This window comes from Bradyrhizobium jicamae (genome assembly GCF_018130695.1).
GTDB lineage: Bacteria > Pseudomonadota > Alphaproteobacteria > Rhizobiales > Xanthobacteraceae > Bradyrhizobium > Bradyrhizobium jicamae_B.
In genome coordinates this window covers 250,312-268,453 of record NZ_JAFCJX010000004.1, presented here as the reverse complement: position 1 = coordinate 268,453, position 18,142 = coordinate 250,312, and the positions used below count along the sequence as shown (strand labels likewise).

Below are 18,142 nucleotides of genomic sequence, written 5' to 3'. Positions count from 1 at the left end.
CGGCCGTAAGAACTGGTTAGGATGGACTCTCCGCTACCCCACCCGGCTCGAACTGGCGGGTCTCCACCAGAACGATCAAGCGCGTCCATGACATGACGCCAATGCAAACCGCGCCCAGACAAGCGAAGACCTCACGCCAAGCCAACGAAGGCGCCCCGATCTGGGACAAGGCGAACACCACATGATAGCCCGCAACGGCGGCGGGAATAGCAAATGCCGTCGCGATTGCGATGCGCAAGGCAAAGGACCGGGTAATTGCGACGGCGACTTGGCCGATGACGAGCGTCAGCGCTCCGCCGGCCGTCGCGATAAGCAGCGCACCTATGAGGCCAGCGCCGCTCTGAAACGCTATCATCCCGATACTCAGCGCGATGAAAAACGGGAGGGCATACACTGCGAGCGCGAAAATCGCCCAGCAGAACAGGCCGATGCCGAGTGTGTTGAGAACAAGCCCAATAGCGAGCATGGTGGTGGCTCCATGTGCATAGATGTACCGGTTGCGCCTTCCACCACCACCACGGCGCAACTCTGGATATGAGACCGAAACGAGGCGGAGTTGCGGCGTGAGCAATTTCGCCTCAAAGACTTCGGTCGAGCAGACTGCGCTCACGCGCCGCCGAACATCCAGACCGGGATGCCGAGCCGCTTTGCTTTATCGGCCATGTTGTCCTGGATTCCAGTGCCCGGGAAGTGCATGACGCCGATCGGTAGGATTTCGAGTATGGCATCGTTGCGCTTGAAAGGTGCTGCCTTGGCATGTTTCGTCCAGTCGGGCTTGAAGGCGATTTGGGGCACCTTGCGGGTGGTCGCCCATTTGGAGGCGATCAATTCGGCCCCCTTGGGTGAGCCGCCGTGGAGGAGGACCATGTCGGGATGCTTGGCGTGAACCTTGTCGAGGCGATCCCAGATCAGATGATGGTCGTTGAAGTCGAGCCCTCCCGTGAGTGCGATCTTCGGTCCTGGTGGCAACATGACCTCGGTCTCGGCGCGGCGCTTGGCGGCGATGAAGTCGCGGGAGTCGATCATCGCTGCGGTCAGCGTTCGGTGGTTGACCAGCGATCCCGATCGAGGGCGCCAGAATGAGCCGGTGTGTGTCTCAAAGCGCTCGATGGCCTGGTCGCGGAAGAGCTCCAGGCAGTCGCGCCGCTCGATCAATGTGATGCCTTCCGCCGTCACGCGCTCGAGTTCGACCGATCGAATTTCGGAGCCGTCCTGCTCGCGCTGGCTCTTCTGCTGCGCCTGTTCGTTGTCGTCAAGTTGGCGCCCGATGCGGTCAACGGCACGATGGAACAGGTTGACAGTCGACCAGAGCAGATCGGCAAGGTCCGGCTCGAGCCGTGTGTCGCTCAATGTTGCGACCAGGGCATCAAAGATGTCGGCAACGGCCCCGGCGACGATCTTGCCCTCGGGAAGTGGCCGTGGATCGGGCTGGTCGTCGAAGGGACGGTAGCCGAAGAGCTGCAATTCCGTGAGGATGTGATCGGTCGGAGAAGAAGCGTGCGGCGCTTCGATGTCGTCGTGGTCGGTCATTGGAGGGATCCTTTGCCGGATCGGCCGCGCCCATCGCGGCCTTCGTGGCGATCACTCAGACGGCGGGCGGAACGGGCCAGAACCCGCAAGGGCCGAAGCGGTAGCGGAGGATGGCGGAGGCCGGCTATTTTGCTTCGCGATGCAAAGCGCGCCGGCCAGTTAAATAATGTGTTCTCATGGCCGGCGCGCGGCGGAAAATAGCCGGGCGTAGCCATTGCCGGCCCGAGCCGCTTGCCGTCTGATCGCCCTCTAGAAGGCCGTGGTCGCGTCCTCTTCCGGCAGTGGCCGCACCGCGACCGACCTGTCGACGCCCATCGAATTGCCGGGGCTATTCCGCGGTTGCCGTCGACGAATGCAGGAAACGAACGACGTCCTCCGGTACGAGTTGAAGTAGCAACGCTGCTCGGAGGGCATCGAGGCCGAAGATGTGCAGATCTTCGTTGAAGTCGCCCAGCCGAGGCGACAAGGCGATCGCTTCAATGCCGGCGTCCTCCGCGCGCTGGGCGAGAACTGCCTGTACGGCGTCTCCGGCGGCATCTGCGTCGCGGGCGATATAGAGTCGGCGTAGGCCAGAGGGCAGCAACATGGCTGAGAGGTGATTGGCCGAGAGAGCAGCGGTCATGGGCAAGGTCGGCAGTACATAACGCAGCGACAGCATGGTCTCGATGCCCTCGCCCGCAGCGAGCACGTCGTCCACCACGCCGAAGCGAACGGCGTTACCAAGCAGGTCGCCCATGGCCCGTCGTGGCGTGTCGATCGGGGCCTTGCCGAGCCGCACGCGATCAAAGCCGTGTGGATCGAGCCAGGTGCGATGCACGCCGGTGATCCGTCCCTCGAGGTCCGTGACAGAGCCTATCATCGCCGGCCACGTTTCAGTCGGCAAATGCTCGTCCGGTCGGTAGTAGCAACGTGGGTGGAAGCGCAGGCTACCACCATGCTGGATTTGGCTTATTCCACGACGTTGCAAATACGTTTCCACCAACGTCCCTTCGATCGGACCGGATATCGCAAAAAGTCGACGGGCGGCTTCTTGCGATCCGGCCGGCACGACTAGACGAACGGGTCTCGGGAGTGATTGCTCCTCAGAACGAGGCAGCTTCAGAAAGCGCCTCGCCTCCTCGGCGACCTCGCGAAAGTCTCGCAAGGCAAGGCTTTCGCGGATGATGTCGAGGAGATCGCCATGCTCCCCGGTCGCGGCATCGGTCCATTTGCCGGCGGGGCCCTTCGACGATTCTTGGAGCCGCACAAATAACGAGCGGCCCGGGGTGTTGTGGACGTCGCCCACCACCCAGTACCGCCCCGCCCGCTTACCATTGGGGAGATAGTGTCGGCACACCGCCTCGGCCTCGCGCGCGAGGCGGCGTGCCAGCTCGGAGATATCGCCGGACATCACGCGGCCTCCCGCTCACTGACGCCCGTAACCGGATAGGTGTCGAGCACCCTCGACAGGACCTCAATGCCGCTCGCGTCCGTGGGTACGAACATGCGCAGCTTCCAGGAGATGATCTCCCCAAAGAGGCCGTAAGCACGGAGGCGATCGCGCATCGTGTCGTTGAATCCCGACAGCTCGATGCGATATGCACCCATCACCCGGACTCGACGAAGCTGGAGGCCCTCCGTTAGATCGAGGACGGTCCGTCCTTCCACCAGCGCGGCAAAGGCAGCATCCGGCGTCAGCGAAGGCGCGTCCGCCGCAAGGACGCTTGCGACCCAGACAGCAGAGACCTTGCGTCCGATGATGCGTTCGCCCGCATCGGTTTGGAGCCGATAGACGCGGGTCGACTCGTTCGGCAACCGCTTCCAGATCGGTAACAGCAAGCCCGCCACAACGTGGATCGTGGTTTCCGTGAACTCGGGCACCTCGGCAAGCTCCGCCAGCCAGGTCGAGGCAAAGCGTTCACGATCCGCTTCGTCCCAATGACTTTCGGCCATGGTGGTCAAGGGGACCGTGTGCTGATCCATCGGCCGGATCAGACGGACGCGCCGCTCGATCTCGCCGTCATCGAGCATGACGCTCGCCGCGGGGACCTGCACGGCAGCTCGTCTCGAGCGCTCATTGACGAGCAGGACGGCCCGACGATCGGAAAGACGAGCAAGAGCATCATCCAGACTCACCGGATGATTGCGCTGGCGCTGGGCGACCGTGAGCAGCCGGGTCTCGGCGCCGGTCCCCGGATGGTCATAGATCGTCCGCCGGTCGGTGACGACAAAGCTCTCGGCACGGAGGGTTTCCAACCCCACGTCGTAGGTGCCGGATGCAACCGCGCCTTCGATCCGAGCGGTCAAGAGCTGCTCGAAGGCGGTGAACAGGACATTCTGCAGGTCAATGGTGAGCGCCAATAACCTGTTCAGGAAGGTCGTGATCGGCGGCAGGTCATCCCTAAGGCCATTGATATCCGTCAGTTTCAGGCCGGTCGCATCCTCGAACCTCTCGAGCGAGCAACCTTCGACCTTGCCTCGGACGAGCAGCGTGTAGAGTTGACGCAACGCATCGCGCCCGTACTGACTTTCGAGATTGTCCTCCGGCCGGAATAGACCCTGCCCTCCGGTCTGGCGCTGGCCGCGCGTGATGGCCCCCAACGTGTCGAGCCGGCGGGCAATGGTGCTGAGAAAGCGCTTTTCGGCCTTCACGTCGGTCGCGATCGGCCGAAACAGCGGCGGCTGCGCCTGATTGGTCCGGTTGGTTCGACCGAGACCCTGGATCGCAGCATCCGCCTTCCAGCCGGGTTCGAGCAGGTAATGGACCCGCAAGCGGCGATTCCGGGCCGACAACTCGGCGTGGTAGCTCCTCCCGGTGCCGCCCGCGTCGGAGAACACAAGGATGCGCTTGACGTCATCCATAAACGCCGAGGTCTCAGCGAGATTGGCCGAACCGGCGCGGTTCTCGACCACCAAGCGGTCGCCCTTTCGGATGACCCGTCGCGAGCGGCCAGTCACTTCGGCGACCGTGTCGGTGCCGAAGCGCTGCACTATTTGATCCAGCGCGCCGGGTACCGGAGGCAGCGAGGCGAGTTTCTCGATGAGGCGATTGCGGCGTGCGACGGCTTCCCGGCTCTCGACTGGCTGTCCGTTGCGATAGACAGGCCGAGAGCATAGGTTGCCCTCAGAGTCGGTGAACGGCTCGTAGAGCTGGACCGGGAAGGAATGGGCGAGATAGTCGAGCACATACTCGCGCGGGGTGATATCGACCTGGACGTCGCCCCAATCCTCGGTCGAGATCTCGGCGAGCCGGCGCTCCATCAGCGCTTCGCCCGTTGAAACAATCTGGATGACAGCGGCATGGCCGGCGTCTAGATCGCGGTCGATCGATCGGATGAGCGACGGCGTCTTCATCGAGGTCAGCAGATGGCCGAAGAAGCGCTGCTTGGCGCTCTCGAAGGCGGATCGGGCCGCGGACTTTGCCTGCCCGTTCAGCGTTCCGGTTTCGCCGGTGATGTGGGCGGCCCGCATCGCAGCGTCGAGGTTGTTATGGATGACGCTGAACGCACTGGCATAGGCGTCGTAGATGCGGACCTGCTCCGGCGTAAGCTGGTGCTCGAGGAGCTCATACTCGACGCCTTCGTAAGAGAGCGAGCGGGCCGCGTAGAGGCCGAGCGCCTTGAGATCACGGGCCAGCACCTCCATCGCCGCGACCCCGCCCTGCTCGATCGCTTCGACGAACTCGGCGCGCGTGGCGAATGGGAAGTCGGCGCCGCCCCAAAGGCCCAGGCGTTGGGCATAAGCTAGGTTGTGGACCGTGGTAGCGCCCGTCGCCGACACATAAACCACGCGAGCATTGGGCAGGGCGTGCTGGAGCCTCAGGCCCGCGCGCCCATGCTGAGAGGCCGCCTGGTCGCCGCGCTCGCCCTTGCCGCCGACCGCATTCTGCATGGCATGGCTCTCGTCGAAGACGATCACTCCGTCGAAGTCGGAGCCCAACCATTCAACGATCTGACTTACGCGCGAAAGCTTCTCGCCACGCTCGTCGGTGCGCAGCGTGGCGTAGGTGGCAAAAAGGACGCCTTCCGAAAGCCGGATCGGTGTGCCCTGGCGGAACCGGGACAGGGGCGTAACGAGCAGTCGCTCCATGCCGAGCGCGGACCAGTCGCGCTGGGCATCTTCGATCAGCTTGTCGGATTTGCTGATCCAGACAGCACGGCGGCGGCCCTTGAGCCAATTGTCGAGCAGGATTCCGGCGACCTGCCGCCCCTTGCCCGCGCCGGTACCATCGCCGAGAAACCAGCCGCGGCGAAAGCGGACGGCATCTTCTGCGTCGTCGCGCGCGGCGGCCACAAGGTCAAAGGTCGCATCGACGGTCCAGGAGCCTGCGAGAAATTCGGCGTGCGCCTCGCCCGCATAAATGACGCTCTCGATCTGGGCGTCCGACAAAACTCCGTCTGCCACCAGACTTGAAGGCAGGTGCGGACGGTAGGACGGCTTCGGTGGCGCAACGGACGCCATCGCCGCGGACTGCACGAGCTTGGTCGGATGCGCGTACGATCCGGGAATACGGATCGACTGCAATCCGTACTCTTCATAAAGCGCATCGGTGAGGCGGGCGCCTTCCGGCGGCGACCATTCGACCGTCTCGTACGTGAGTTCTATGCCTTCTGGCGCTGCGCCTCCTGAAGTGAACGGTGCCCGTGGTGCAGCGGCGCCGGACGATCGGGACATTGCAGGGCGCCTAATGACGTCGGCTACGACCGGCGCAGCGACGGGCAGCCTCGGAGGCACATGCTGGGTTACCCAATTGAGCAAGGTGGCGACATCGCCGGCCATGCCTTGCGAGGCAGGAAAAACCTTCGGATCGGCAGCGGGCAGCTTGTCGATCACAAGCAGCCGCGTGTCCATCTGAGTGCCGTGCTTGGCGTAAACGGAACCGTCAATGGCGGCAGAAAACACGACCCGTCCGCGCTCCTGGAGGCGAACAAAGGCATCAGTCCTCGCCGGGTTATCCGGTCCAAGACCTGCGCCAGCGATGGCGACGAGGCGTCCACCGTCGTAAAGACGCGCGAGCGCCGAAGCGATGTGCCGGAAAGCGGCGTCCGCCATTCGTCGATCCACATTCGCCACAGCGGAAAACGGCGGGTTCATCAGAACGACGCTCGGTACGACACACGCGTCGAGGTGATCATTGATCTGGGCGGCGTCGAACCGCGTGACCTCAACATTGGCGAACAAATGATCCAGCAGCGACGCGCGGCCTTCGGCCAACTCGTTCAATATCAGGGAGCCGCCGGCGAGCTCGGCAAGGATAGCGAGCAAGCCGGTCCCCGCGGACGGCTCCAGAACGCGGTCGGCCGGCGTAATGCCGGCGGCGGTGCATGCGACCAGCCCAAGCGGGATCGGCGTTGAGAATTGCTGAAACGCCTGACTGTCCTCGGAACGCCGCGTATGGGTCGGCAGACAGCTCGCGATTTTCGCGAGCATTGGCAGCATCGCGGCCGTCGAGCCAGCCTTGGCGCGCATGGCCGGACCGAACTTGCGAAGGAAGAGAACGGTTGCCGCCTCGCAGACGTCATAGGCGGTCTTCCAGTTCCAGGCACCGGTCGCGTCCGAGGTGCCGAAGGCAGCCTCCATGGCGCCGCGCAGGACGGCGGCATCGATGCGACGGCCGCGTTCGAGATCAGTCAACAGCTGTCGGGCGGCCCTGAAGGCGGCGGAGGTGAGAGTAGCAGCGGCACGCATCGAGAGCGGCGCGGCGGCAGCGCCGCCGGCAAGAGATTCGGTCATGACAGGATTTCTTTCGGAGAGCGGGAACGGGTCGAACCATCAGGCGCTCTCCTTTGACCCAACGGCTCAAACCCTTCCCGGCCCGGCTCTCCCTCTCAGCGCTCACTCAATAAAAATGGGGACCGGCGCTACTCACCGGTCCCCAAGCAACTGCAGGACAGCCTCAGCCGTCCCGCCACATGATGTCACTCAGCCGCATCGAGTTGTTGCGGATCATCGTCGCCGGCTTTTTCCGTATCCTCCTCGTCGGCGAGGAATTCAGGCAGCGGGCCGGCTTCGCCCTCCTGCGCCACTGGCGCCGCATCGGGATCGACGAGGCGCAGCGGCTCCGGCAGCCAGCCCGAGCCATCGAGTAGACGCTCGGCCTCCTTTGCCATCTCAGCCTTCTTCAGATGGTCGATCAGTTGTGCCGACGATTCGCCCTTGGCTTCCCGCACCGCCTCCAGAATTCGCGGCTTGGTGACCCGGCCGAGATAGTTGTCGACGGTCGGCCGCCAGCCAACCTGCACCATGTCGAGTCCGACCGCGCGCGCAAGCACATCAGCCTGGTCGAGACGCGTGCGGACACCGTGAGCGGAGACACGGCTCTGATTGTAGCGGTTGGCCGGCTCGTAGACGGCGTTGACCGCAAATGATGCACAGTGGGAGAACAATGATGCCTGTGCACCACCATCAAGAGCCGTGAGCGCATCCCAGAGATCGTTTTCGTTCTTCGGCAACCGTGCCTTCCAGGACTCATGCCGCGCCTCGACAGCCTTCGCAGACGCGCTTTCCCTCAGCCCGGGAGCTTGGGCAGGAAAGGTCGGTGTACGAAGGCCGACCTCCAGACAGCTCCCGGACGATGCGAACCGATAAAAGGCCGTCAGCACGAAGTTATGCAACACCGCCTGAAACGCGATCGCGGGATTTTCTGCCAGCGCATCCCGCAATGCCAGCGTACGATGCGCCGTCAGTTCGGTGATGAGCCGATCCGGCAGAGGTTTGGCCGCGTCCTCATCATCCTCTTCCGCATCAGGAGCGCCACCTGCGACTGCGATGATCGTGCGCTGTACTGAAGTGCTGGGCTCCTGCCCTTCAGTCGACGACACGTCGGCGTCCTGCCCGACATCAGGATCAATTTCCTGCACATCGTCCTCCGGCCGGACGTAACCCCGGTCCACGGAGAGGCGTCCTTCGGAATCGATGCAGATGAAGACGCCAGCTCGGGCGATCTCGGTCGGTTCGTAAAGCATTGGCCGGTCTTCGAATGCCGCCAGTGCCAACTCGATTTCGCCAAGACGTTGATCGACCTCTTCGGGCAATTCGTCGGCATCCTGGTAGTCGGTTTCCAGCTTGGCCCGCTCGGCATTCAGCGCATCGATGGTGGACTGCTCCTCAGGCGAGAGATCGACAGGTCTGCCTTCGATTGCTCGTAGGCCTTGAGTGTGACCGTAGGAGAAGTCTACGGCGACTGAGATCCACTTCCAGCCTTCGGCAGCAATCGTCTCAGCTTCAGCTTTGAGCTTTTCGGTTACGAGGCGGTCGAGCAACACGACGTCCTGAAGCCAGCCGCCGTCGTCGTGCTCGAACAAATCCCGCAGAACGCCGCCACCCGCGTGCTGATAAGTATCGAGGCCCACAAACTGCGCCCGGCGATCGGACCCGCGCACGGTGTTCTCAGTGAGCAGCCGACGGATCTGGTAAGGCTCGTCATAACCGGAACGGCTGACGTTCTCCCAGACTTGCTCCTGACGGGCGTGATCGGCTGTGACCGAGAACGCCATGAGCTGCTCGAGCGTCATGCCGTCTTCGGCATAGACCTCATGCAGCTTCGGCGACACCGACGCCAGCCGCAGCCGCTGCTTCACGATTGCAGGGTTCACGAAGTGCCGCGCGGCGATGTCTTCCTCAGTCATGCCGAGATCGCGGAGGGTCTGGAAGGCCCGAAACTGATCGAGCGGGTGCAAACCGACCCGCTCATCGTTCTCCGCCACCGAATCGTCCGCGGCGATGCCCCCTTCACGCACAACGCACGGCACCGCCTGCGTCTTTGACATCCGCTTTTGTTTCACCAGAAGCTCGAGGGCGCGATAGCGCCTGCCGCCCGCCGGCACCTCGAACATGCCGGTCTCGTTGCCATCCGCATCAACGACGGCCCGGACACTTAGACTTTGCAGGAGGGTACGCTGTGCGATGCTCTCGGCTAGCTGCTCGATCGAGACACCGGCCTTGACTCGGCGAACATTCGACTGGCTGAGCACGAGCTTGTTGAACGGAATGTCCCGGGAAGGCGACAGCGTGATCTTTTGTACGGCTTTCGTCATTTCGGCTCTCCACGACGGGCGGCCGTGAGACTCTCTCTCGGCTTCCAACCCGTCGCGAACAGCCTTCCCTCCTCTCGCTCTCGCGCGAGGCCGAGCATCACGCCGCCTCGTGATCGGCGACAACCGTTTCCAGCGACGCAGAATCAACGGGCCGGGGAACGAATCCGAGCAAATAGTCCGCGGCCTTGCTCGCCTGCGAAGCGGCACGCACGATGGCCCTGACGTCTTCGCGCAGGACTTCAAGCCATGAGCCGATATAGTCGGCATGACGCACGGTCGGGACGATCCCGAGCGAGGCGCAACTGAATGCGGAGCTCAACTCGGCAACCAGTTCTTCGAAGGCATATTTCTTCGTGCCGTAGGATCCGCTCTGGTCGCGGTTGAGACGCGAGGGATGCCCGGTCGCATGACCGAGTTCATGCAACGCAGTGCGGTGCCAATTGATGGGTTCGAAATAGGCCTGCGGCGGCGGGACCTGCACATAGTCTTCGGCTGTTGCATAGAATGCGCGATCTCCACCCATCCGAAACGGAATTCCGCTGGCCTTGATCAGGGCGTCGACCGTGGGTTCGATGAGGCCAGGCAGCGGTGGCGGCGCAGCGGTGGTAATATTGTCGGGCAGTTCATCGCACTGATCGGTGTTGAAAACGGTAAATCGTTTGAGGAATGGAATCGCTTGCGCGTCTTCGCCGGTCTCAGCGGCGCGTCGCTTTTCGTCATTCGGCACGAAACGATCAGCATAGACGACTGTGGTGCCGCGTTCTCCCTTGCGAACGTGGCCGCCGAGCGAGAGGGCCTGACGAAAGGTGAGCCAACTTTGACCTGTAAACCCGCGTTCGATCACGGCTCCCCAGAGGATGAGGATGTTCACCCCACTGTATTGCCGGTTGGTCGACGCGTTTTTCGGCATCGCCAGTGGCGCTTTCGCCGCGGCAGTACCCCAGGGCTGAACCCAGGGGACGCGTCCGGCCTCAAGCTCGGCAATAATCCTGTCGGTGATTTCGTTATAGAGATTCGTCCGGTCCTGGCCGGCGCGCGCGCAAGCATTAGGGTTTGACATCGCGGGTCTCCGCGACGGGCACCGCGAGCCTCTCTCGCAGCTTGTAACCCGTCACGGAAAACCCCAGCCTGCACTCTTACTCTCAGCCTCGTCGCAATCTGCCTCAGGGCCGCAGGCCCAACCAGGCGTGCGCCAACGGCGCATCGCCTCAACGCAAAATGGCAACCGGAGAGCGTGAGCATAGCGACCCGAAGGGGCACGCGGGTCCGAGTGCAGCGACGAGACCGGTTAAGAAGGCACCCGACCCGAAGGGCAGTGATCGCGACGCCGGAATGCAATGACGGCGGGACCCGAGAGCGAGTGCCTCCGGCGAGCGACTCAATGCGGATTTGCGTCTCCTTGGTATCAATTTTGCTTTTGTGATATCGTCTCACTCGTGTGCATGTCTATGCACGGCGTGGGCATGTTCACTGAGAGCCAATTCTTACAGAGGACGACATGGCCAAGAAAGCGAAGAAGGCAAAGAAGACCGCGAAGGCAGCTACCAAGAAGGTGGCAAAGAAGACTTCAAAGAAAAAGAAGTAGTCGTATCGGCTACTGATCTATTGCCGCCTCCGGGTCGAAAACCCGGATGAAAAGCGAGACCTCCCAAAGGATATGAAGCGTCCTTTGCAGCCATTTGGTATCGCGGCAAGCTGAGATAAGGCCGGACCTTTGTGCAGGTGGCTGCTGCATAAAGGTCCGGTTTTTCGTTTCTGCCCCGCGAGGCCGTGATCTGCTCGTGCGCGAGGGATCGAAGCCGCAGGGGCGAGACGCTGCGCGGCTCGGTCCACGAGAGCCCGGTGCGCGACAGCCGCACGCGCAAAATCGGACAAGGAGCAACCACCTGAACTCGGACGTCGTCTGAAGTAAAAACGGTTTCTTCAGTTCGTCCTTGCCCACCCTAGCACCTTTGGCCTTCGAAAAACCACGAGATCCCACGATCCCGAATCCCAGTCGTGTGTTAGCGATGGGGAACGTCTGCGGGACTAAACGATTCGTCTCAGCGTGGGAGAACCTTTCAATGCTGATGACCAAGCAGAGACGGCCGGCGATCCGCACCCTGCGCGGTTGGGCGATCAACGTGCTGAACGAAGCCGGCGCCATCCGCGAGTGCGAGGAGCACGGTTGGATGCAGGACCGCGCCGATCCGCATGCACGAGAGCGCGCCTTCGATATCGCCCGTCAGGACCCGCCAGCAGACGTCTCCCCTCAAGCAGCGGAGGCCGCGGTTCGCGACATGCTGGACTCGATTGGTGATACCTGCCCAGAATGCGCCCCTGACGAGGAGGACCGGCGCTAAGCATCGACGCCACCCCGTCCCTACTCAGCGGCCTAGCCGTTTCTCCACACGCTTGCGCGCGTTGCCGACCTTTTTGACAGCCTTTTTCACCGCCGGTGCCGACCTTCCGGTCTTCTTGGCCTCGTACTGCACCTCGTAGTCCTGCCCCCCGGCCACCCGTGCCCGGTCCTGCTTGCGTCCGCGGGACGTCTTCGACTTCTTCGCTGCCGCCATGGATACCTCCTGTTCGTGGCGTCGAGGCAACGCAACAAGGATTCGCCGGTTCCGGAACGATTCGATCTGTGCCAATTTGAATCGGCTGTAGCGTGGAGTTCTTCAGTGGCGTTTCAGCGTAAAATGCCGCCGGCTATCGGCGTCAAGGCGCCCTTCCCCGGCTTTATCGAACCGGCCCTGGCCACCTCGATCGAGAAGGTGCCATCCGGAGAGCGCTGGATTCACGAGATCAAGTTCGACGGCTACCGAGTTCAGGTCCATCTGGCCAACGAAACGGCGAAGATCTTCACCCGGCGCGGCCACGATTGGACGCATCGCTTCAAGAAGGTCGCTCATGACGCCTGGCGGATCAAGGCGAACTCGGCAGTAGTGGACGGCGAGATCGTGGTACCTGCCGCCGATGGCACGACCGACTTCTCGGTTCTGCAGAACGAGCTCAAGGGCAAGTCGAAGAGCATCGTGCTCGTCGCGTTCGATCTGCTCTATCTGAACGGCCGAGATATCCGGAAGCTACCGCTCTTTCAGCGCAAAGCCGAACTTAAGAAGATACTAAGCGGCACCGACATCCAGTTCAGCGAAAGCTTCGAGATAGACGGCCGCGAGATGTTCGCGCACGCCTGCAAGCTCGGCCTCGAAGGCGTCGTCTCGAAGGTCCGGGGCAGCGCCTATCCAACGGGACGCACGAATGATTGGGTCAAAAAGACCTGCGAACAGCGTGAGACGTTGACCATTGCGGGTTTCGCACTCGATGGGACGAAGTGGGACGGCATCTACGTCGGCCGGCGCAAGGGCGACGATCTGGTCTATGCCGGCAAAGTCGACCACGGCTTCGACAAGGTCTCGGCAGCCGATCTGCAGAGACGGCTTAAACCCCTCATCCGAAAGACCCAGCCTTATACCAAGCGCATCGGCCACAAGGGCATCTGGGTCGAACCCAAGCTTCTGGCCGAGATCGAGTATCGCGCGAAGTCGGCTGAGGGAAAGGTCCGCCACCCGTTCTTCCGGGGCCTGCGAGAGGACTTGTGATGGATGCGTTCGATCGCTTCTGGCAGTGGGCGAACAAGCCCCCGGAAAGTCCGCTGACGATCCCGGCCGAGCTGCATCGAGCGGTCATGGAGCTCACTCCTGAAGACCGACACGACCGCACCGCGGTGAACCGAGCCGCAGCGCGCATACCAGACGCCGAACGATGAACGCTTGACGGCACCTCTGGCTTTCCTCGGTGCCTCGGAGCAAGAAACGTCAAGAGACTAACTCCGGGCGCGCCGCAGCGCAGCTTCCAAACGCTCCTTCTCTTTATTCCAGCGATCGTCTTCGGTTTGCGATCTATTCGCGAGAGCGTCAACCTCGGCCTGGATGGCGGCGGCCCGCTTCGTGTGCTCCTGCTCCGCCTTGTCCAGCGCAGACTGCGCCTTGTCGACCGCCTGCTGACGGCGCTCACGCTCTTTCTGCCTAGCGGCCTCTTCCCTCGCCCGTTCATGCGCGCGGCGCTTCTCCTCGCGTTCGTAGGCGAGCGCAGCCGTCCGCTCCGCCGCCTTGTCGACGGAACGCGAGGCAGGCTTCTTCGCCACAGCGCCTTTCGATTTGCGGGCGGCTTTCGTCGATCTTCTGCCGCCGTCAAGATCGGTGGGCAGTTCGGCTTGCTCGCTGAAGGATCGGTCGGATCCGACCGGGCGCCTGAGAACGACGCCAGGCTTCTTCATGGCCGCAGCGATGACGTCCGGATCGTCGCTTTCCTTCGCCGCGCCCTGGTGGAAGAGATTGCTGTTGGCGCCCCAGGCTTCGAGGGCAGCTTTCATGGAAGGAGCGGCGATCGCCAGATCGAAGAAGCCCAGCGAAGTCTGAAAGGTTTTCAGTTTTCTCGCCATCGGTCTGATCCGCCCTCCTTAATCGAGCGTCAACGTCGCATGCCACGGAGCCTGCGGAACACGCCGCGGCCCCGAAGCGTTCCCTAATCCTTGAAGGACGTCCATGCATTTCGCAACGTGCTCTTAAGGATTGGCCTCGAATGAGCCGGACGTCGACCCTGCCCAAGCGCCTGCAGCCGATGCTCGCTACGCTCACCGACGCGCCGTTCGACGATTCCGGCTGGGTTTTCGAGGACAAGTATGACGGCTTCCGGATGATCGCGGAAATCCGGCGGGGCAAGGTTGCGCTCTACAGCCGCAATGGCAAGATCATCAGCCGCGGCTATATCGAGGTCGCCAAAGCGCTGGAGGGCGTGAAGGGCGATGCCGTGATCGACGGGGAGCTCGTCGCGATCGGAAAGGACGGCGTCTCGCATTTCCAGTTGCTTCAAAACGCGCTGCGCCATGAGGCGAAGCTCCTGTATTGCGTCTTCGATCTCATGTTTGAGAACGCAACAGACTTGCGCAAGCGGCCTCTTCTCGAGCGTAAGAAGCGGTTGAAGGCAATCCTGCCGCGCGACAAGCTGATCGCCTTCAGCCCTCACCGTAAAGGGAACGGCACGAAATTCTTCGCCGAGGCAGGGCGGAAGGGTCTCGAAGGCATCATGGCCAAGCGGGCCGACAGTTCGTATGCGTCCGGAAGCCGGACCCCGGATTGGCTGAAAATCAAGACGGCAAAGCGACAGGAAGTGGTGATCGCGGGCTTCACCGTGCCCAGGCGCACCAGGCCGTTCTTCGGCGCCCTGGTCCTCGCCGTACGGGAAGACGACGCCTGGCGCTACATCGGACATGTCGGGACTGGCTTCAGCCACAAGGCCCTGGAAGACCTCCATGCCAAGCTCTTGAAGCTGAGGGTCTCTAAGTCACCCTTTCCTGCCAAAGTGAAGGACGAGGCCGCCACGACCTGGGTCAGGCCTTCGCTGGTTGCCGAGGTCAAATTCGCGGAGTGGACAAGCAAGGGCGAACTGCGCCAGCCGGTCTATCTCGGCCTCAGGTCTGACAAGCGGGCCAAGGATGTCGTGCGCGAGCGAGAACGTTCGCGCAAATAGCGCTTCCGTTCGGGCGTAACCCGCCAACGGAACGAGTTGACGCATTCGCCTTCTCCGCTGTGAACTCCCTCCGTGGCGGTGCGTTCAATCGCCTCCAAGGACGTGGATCTCCGGTCGCATGCCCCCAGGCGTGATTTCGAGCGTCGCAAGGGTGATTGGCAGCTGGAAGCGCCGTGGTCCTGCGCTGCCGGGATTCAGGTAGAGAACGCCATCGACCGTGTCGATCTTCGGCACGTGGGAATGCCCGGAGACAATGACGTCGATGCCCGCGCGGGGATCGACCTGCAGTGTCTTCAGGTCGTGCAGAACGTAGATCGATTTTCCCGCCAGGCGCACAAGGCTCGTGTCGGCGTATTCGCGAGCCCACTCGCCATTGTCCACGTTTCCACGGATGGCAGTGACAGGCGCGATCTGGCGAAGCGCGTCGACGATCTCGGGGCGTCCGATGTCGCCGGCATGGATGATGTGATCGACGCCCGTCAGGCCTCGTTCCGCCTCGGGCCTCAACATGCCGTGCGTGTCCGAAATGATTCCAATCCTGAACATCATTTTCCGTCGCTCTCAGCCGCGATCGCCAAAAGACGATCGAGAAGTTCGACCTGCCCGGACAGTATCTTGGTCCGCGCGAACTCGATATCAAACCATTCCGCGCGGTCGACTTCGGGAAAGCTCTGCCGTCGACCGCTTCGTGGCGGCCATTCGATATCGAAGGTATTGCTGGTCAGCGCCGCCGGGTCAAAACGGCCTTCTCCGGCGAATGCAATAACGCGCATCCCTCCTCGCTGTCGGACCTCCCCCAGCGCACGAAGTGGACCAATCGAAGCACTCGGGCCGAGTTCTTCGGCAAACTCGCGCCGCGCGACCTGCTCGGGAGCATCCGCGCCATCGATTTCGCCCTTCGGAATGGACCAAGCGCCATTATCCTTCTCGCGCCAGAACGGACCGCCGGGATGAACGAGCAGAACCTCGAGCCCGCGAGCGCCCTTGCGGTATGCGAGAATGCCCGCACTCAACATCGATCTCCTGGAAGTCTTTTTCGGCGCAGCCATATCGCTCCCCGCCGCGGACAACGAGCTAACGGCCGTCTGGCATCACGGGATGCTTCACGACACGCTAGGCCGACTTCCGCTGCGGTCTGGCCGCCGGCTTCTTTGCCGCGGCTTCCTTCGCTGGCTTCTTGCCGGCAATCGGCATCAGCATTTCCTTCTGCCCGGCCGCTGCCTTGCGCGCCTTCTTGGTTGGCTTCTTCGGCGCCTCCGTTGGGCTCGTTGCGTCTCGTCCGATGCTCTTGCGCAGCGCGTCCATCAGGTCCACGACGTTCTCACCGCGAGGACGCGCTTTCGCGGTGATGGGCTTGCCGGCGCGCTTCTGGTTGATGAGATCGATGAGGGCGGTTTCGTACTGGTCTTCGAACTTGTCCGGCTCGAAATGGCCCGCCTTCTGATTGACGATGTGCTTGGCGAGATCAAGCATGTCCTTGGTGACTTTGACATCCTGGATATCGTCGAAATACTCATCCGCGGAACGGACCTCGTAGGGGTAGCGCAGTAGCGTGCCCATCAGTCCCTTATCGAGAGGCTCGAGCGCGATGATGTGCTCGCGATTGGTCAGCACCACGCGGCCGATTGCGACCTTGTTCATCTCGCGGATGGTTTCGCGGATGACGGCGAAGGCATCGTGCCCGACTTTGCCGTCCGGACGCAGGTAGTAGGGGCGAATGAGATATCGCGGATCGATCTCGCTGCGGTCGACGAACTCGTCGATCTCGATGGTTCGCGTCGATTCCAGCGCGACGTTCTCAAGTTCCTCCTTGGTCACCTCGATGAAGGTATCGGTATCAATCTTGTAGCCCTTGACGATGTCCTCGTTGTCGACCTCCTCGCCGGTGTCGGCGTCGACCTTGGCGTATTTGATCCGATGGCCGGTCTTTCGGTTCAACTGGTTGAAAGAGACCTTTTCGGATTCCGACGTGGCCGGGTAGAGCGCAACCGGGCAGGTGACGAGGGAAAGACGCAGGAAGCCTTTCCAGTTGGCACGGGGGGCCATCGCGGGGAACTCCATTACTGATGCCGGATTCAAGACGAACCAACCGGCTTGGTTCCGACATCGCGACGGGTCCCTTAGGAGGATTTTTCTTAGCAGCGGCCCTGGTCGGACTCGACATTCGTTCTTGTTATGTTCTAATTCAGGCATGACCGACCGACCCGCGAGCTGGCGCATGCCGACCCCGAAGCAGATGGAAAAGCTGGCCGCTGAAGCCGCCCGTAGGCCGAGCCCTTCCACCGCGGCTCCAGAGGCGCCGCTTCCAGCCGAATACTGGGAATCGGTCCTCAAAGACCCTCGGGCCGACACGACCGGGGCCCAGATGCGGCAGCGACGCCTTTCCGAAATTCAGCGTCACGTACTCCGCGTCTCCTGCCGCCGCTGCGAGCGGACCGTGGAAATCCAGACCGCCGATGCGGTCCGCTTGTATGGCGCCAACGCGGTTTGGAAGGACGTGGCGGAGCGGTTGCTCGACAACACCTGCCAGCAGCGCACCGGCAGGCATGAAGAAGACGGGTGCTGGCCAGCGTTCGAGACGCCGTAGTCGCTCAGGATTTGCCGATCCGATCTCTTTGCGCCTGGATGCCCGGATGGCCCCGAAGTATCACCCCACGCCCCTGTCGGGCGGCGATCGCAAGGCTCTGGCAAAAGAGCTCGGCAAGGCGCGCGCAATGGCTAACATCCTGGCTGCCCAGTCTGCGGAGATGCGGGCCAAGGGCGAGGCAATGATCCAGCAAGCCGACAGGCTGCTTTGCGAAAGCTGGAACGAGCGGATGTGGAGTGACGGCGAACCGATCGATCCGTCGCCGACCATCGATCAGGCCGTGAACGGAGGCTTCCCCTGGCTGGAGATCAGGTGCGCGCGCTGCAAGACGCCAAGCGACGTGGACCTCGCGGCGATGAAGCACCCGCCGACTACCTTCGTGCACGATCTCGCCAGTCGGCTGCGCTGCCGCAAATGCGCCAAGGCGGGCCGGCGTCCATCCGCGACTCTGCTACAGTTGACGTGGCAGCCGCGCCACCCCCGGACCGAATCCTGACCG

At 62.5% G+C, this 18,142-nt stretch carries 17 protein-coding genes; 6 read left to right on the top strand and 11 right to left on the bottom strand.

Going from position 1 to position 18,142, the window contains the following annotated elements; all coding sequences use genetic code 11:
• Positions 1-16: 16 nt before the first annotated feature.
• The 6 genes from JQ604_RS08070 to JQ604_RS08045 form a co-directional block, all read right to left on the bottom strand.
• A complete protein-coding gene (locus tag JQ604_RS08070) occupies positions 17-610 on the bottom strand; it encodes a hypothetical protein (protein ID WP_349631069.1) in 594 nt (197 codons plus the stop codon).
• Entirely contained in the window at positions 607-1,530 is a 924-nt protein-coding gene (locus JQ604_RS08065) for a DUF2493 domain-containing protein (RefSeq protein ID WP_212355128.1), read from the bottom strand. Before JQ604_RS08065 ends, JQ604_RS08070 begins: the two co-directional genes overlap by 4 nt.
• Before the next feature lie 328 nt (positions 1,531-1,858).
• Positions 1,859-2,920, bottom strand: coding sequence for a DUF7146 domain-containing protein (locus tag JQ604_RS08060; RefSeq protein ID WP_212355126.1), 1,062 nt, complete (start codon positions 2,918-2,920; stop codon positions 1,859-1,861).
• Positions 2,920-7,242: a strawberry notch-like NTP hydrolase domain-containing protein gene (locus JQ604_RS08055; RefSeq protein WP_212355124.1), complete on the bottom strand. Its 4,323-nt coding sequence runs from the start codon at positions 7,240-7,242 to the stop codon at positions 2,920-2,922. Before JQ604_RS08055 ends, JQ604_RS08060 begins: the two co-directional genes overlap by 1 nt.
• Before the next feature lie 185 nt (positions 7,243-7,427).
• The gene (locus tag JQ604_RS08050) at positions 7,428-9,545 is read right to left on the bottom strand and encodes a ParB/RepB/Spo0J family partition protein (protein WP_212355122.1); all 2,118 of its coding nucleotides are present in this window, start codon (positions 9,543-9,545) and stop codon (positions 7,428-7,430) included.
• 97 nt (positions 9,546-9,642) lie between these two features.
• A complete protein-coding gene (locus tag JQ604_RS08045) occupies positions 9,643-10,605 on the bottom strand; it encodes an ArdC family protein (protein WP_212355120.1) in 963 nt (320 codons plus the stop codon).
• Between the two features lie 1,003 nt (positions 10,606-11,608).
• On the opposite strand from JQ604_RS08045, the gene JQ604_RS08040 reads away from it, so the two are divergent.
• Positions 11,609-11,887, top strand: a complete 279-nt coding sequence (locus JQ604_RS08040) for a hypothetical protein (RefSeq protein WP_212355118.1) — start codon at positions 11,609-11,611, stop codon at positions 11,885-11,887.
• A 24-nt stretch (positions 11,888-11,911) separates the two neighbouring features.
• Here JQ604_RS08040 and JQ604_RS08035 read toward each other — a convergent pair whose 3' ends face one another.
• Positions 11,912-12,100: a DUF3606 domain-containing protein gene (locus JQ604_RS08035; protein ID WP_128931710.1), complete on the bottom strand. Its 189-nt coding sequence runs from the start codon at positions 12,098-12,100 to the stop codon at positions 11,912-11,914.
• Between the two features lie 105 nt (positions 12,101-12,205).
• Here JQ604_RS08035 and ligD (JQ604_RS08030) point away from each other — a divergent pair, with 105 nt between their 5' ends.
• Entirely contained in the window at positions 12,206-13,126 is a 921-nt protein-coding gene (gene ligD, locus JQ604_RS08030; protein ID WP_212355116.1) for a non-homologous end-joining DNA ligase, read from the top strand.
• On the top strand, positions 13,126-13,293 hold the full coding sequence (locus JQ604_RS08025; protein ID WP_212355114.1) for a hypothetical protein: 168 nt from the start codon (positions 13,126-13,128) through the stop codon (positions 13,291-13,293). Before ligD (JQ604_RS08030) ends, JQ604_RS08025 begins: the two co-directional genes overlap by 1 nt.
• Before the next feature lie 57 nt (positions 13,294-13,350).
• On the opposite strand, the gene JQ604_RS08020 is transcribed toward JQ604_RS08025, so the two are convergent.
• Positions 13,351-13,968 (bottom strand): cell envelope biogenesis protein TolA, encoded by a 618-nt coding sequence (locus JQ604_RS08020; protein ID WP_212355112.1) that lies wholly within the window; start codon positions 13,966-13,968, stop codon positions 13,351-13,353.
• Positions 13,969-14,108: 140 nt separating this feature from the next.
• Here JQ604_RS08020 and ligD (JQ604_RS08015) point away from each other — a divergent pair, with 140 nt between their 5' ends.
• Complete coding sequence (gene ligD, locus JQ604_RS08015; RefSeq protein WP_212355110.1) at positions 14,109-15,056, top strand: non-homologous end-joining DNA ligase; 948 nt, start codon at positions 14,109-14,111, stop codon at positions 15,054-15,056.
• Between the two features lie 84 nt (positions 15,057-15,140).
• Here the strand turns inward: ligD (JQ604_RS08015) and JQ604_RS08010 are convergent, their stop codons facing one another.
• The 3 genes from JQ604_RS08010 to JQ604_RS08000 form a co-directional block, all read right to left on the bottom strand.
• Complete coding sequence (locus tag JQ604_RS08010) at positions 15,141-15,605, bottom strand: metallophosphoesterase family protein (protein WP_212355108.1); 465 nt, start codon at positions 15,603-15,605, stop codon at positions 15,141-15,143.
• Positions 15,602-16,105, bottom strand: a complete 504-nt coding sequence (locus JQ604_RS08005) for an NUDIX domain-containing protein (protein WP_212355106.1) — start codon at positions 16,103-16,105, stop codon at positions 15,602-15,604. Before JQ604_RS08005 ends, JQ604_RS08010 begins: the two co-directional genes overlap by 4 nt.
• Before the next feature lie 64 nt (positions 16,106-16,169).
• Positions 16,170-17,102: a Ku protein gene (locus JQ604_RS08000; protein ID WP_212355267.1), complete on the bottom strand. Its 933-nt coding sequence runs from the start codon at positions 17,100-17,102 to the stop codon at positions 16,170-16,172.
• Positions 17,103-17,247: 145 nt separating this feature from the next.
• Here JQ604_RS08000 and JQ604_RS07995 point away from each other — a divergent pair, with 145 nt between their 5' ends.
• Entirely contained in the window at positions 17,248-17,643 is a 396-nt protein-coding gene (locus tag JQ604_RS07995) for a hypothetical protein (protein WP_212355104.1), read from the top strand.
• A 46-nt stretch (positions 17,644-17,689) separates the two neighbouring features.
• Positions 17,690-18,139 carry a hypothetical protein gene (locus tag JQ604_RS07990; protein ID WP_212355102.1) on the top strand — a complete coding sequence of 150 codons (450 nt, stop codon included), beginning with the start codon at positions 17,690-17,692 and terminating at the stop codon, positions 18,137-18,139.
• Positions 18,140-18,142: the final 3 nt, after the last annotated feature.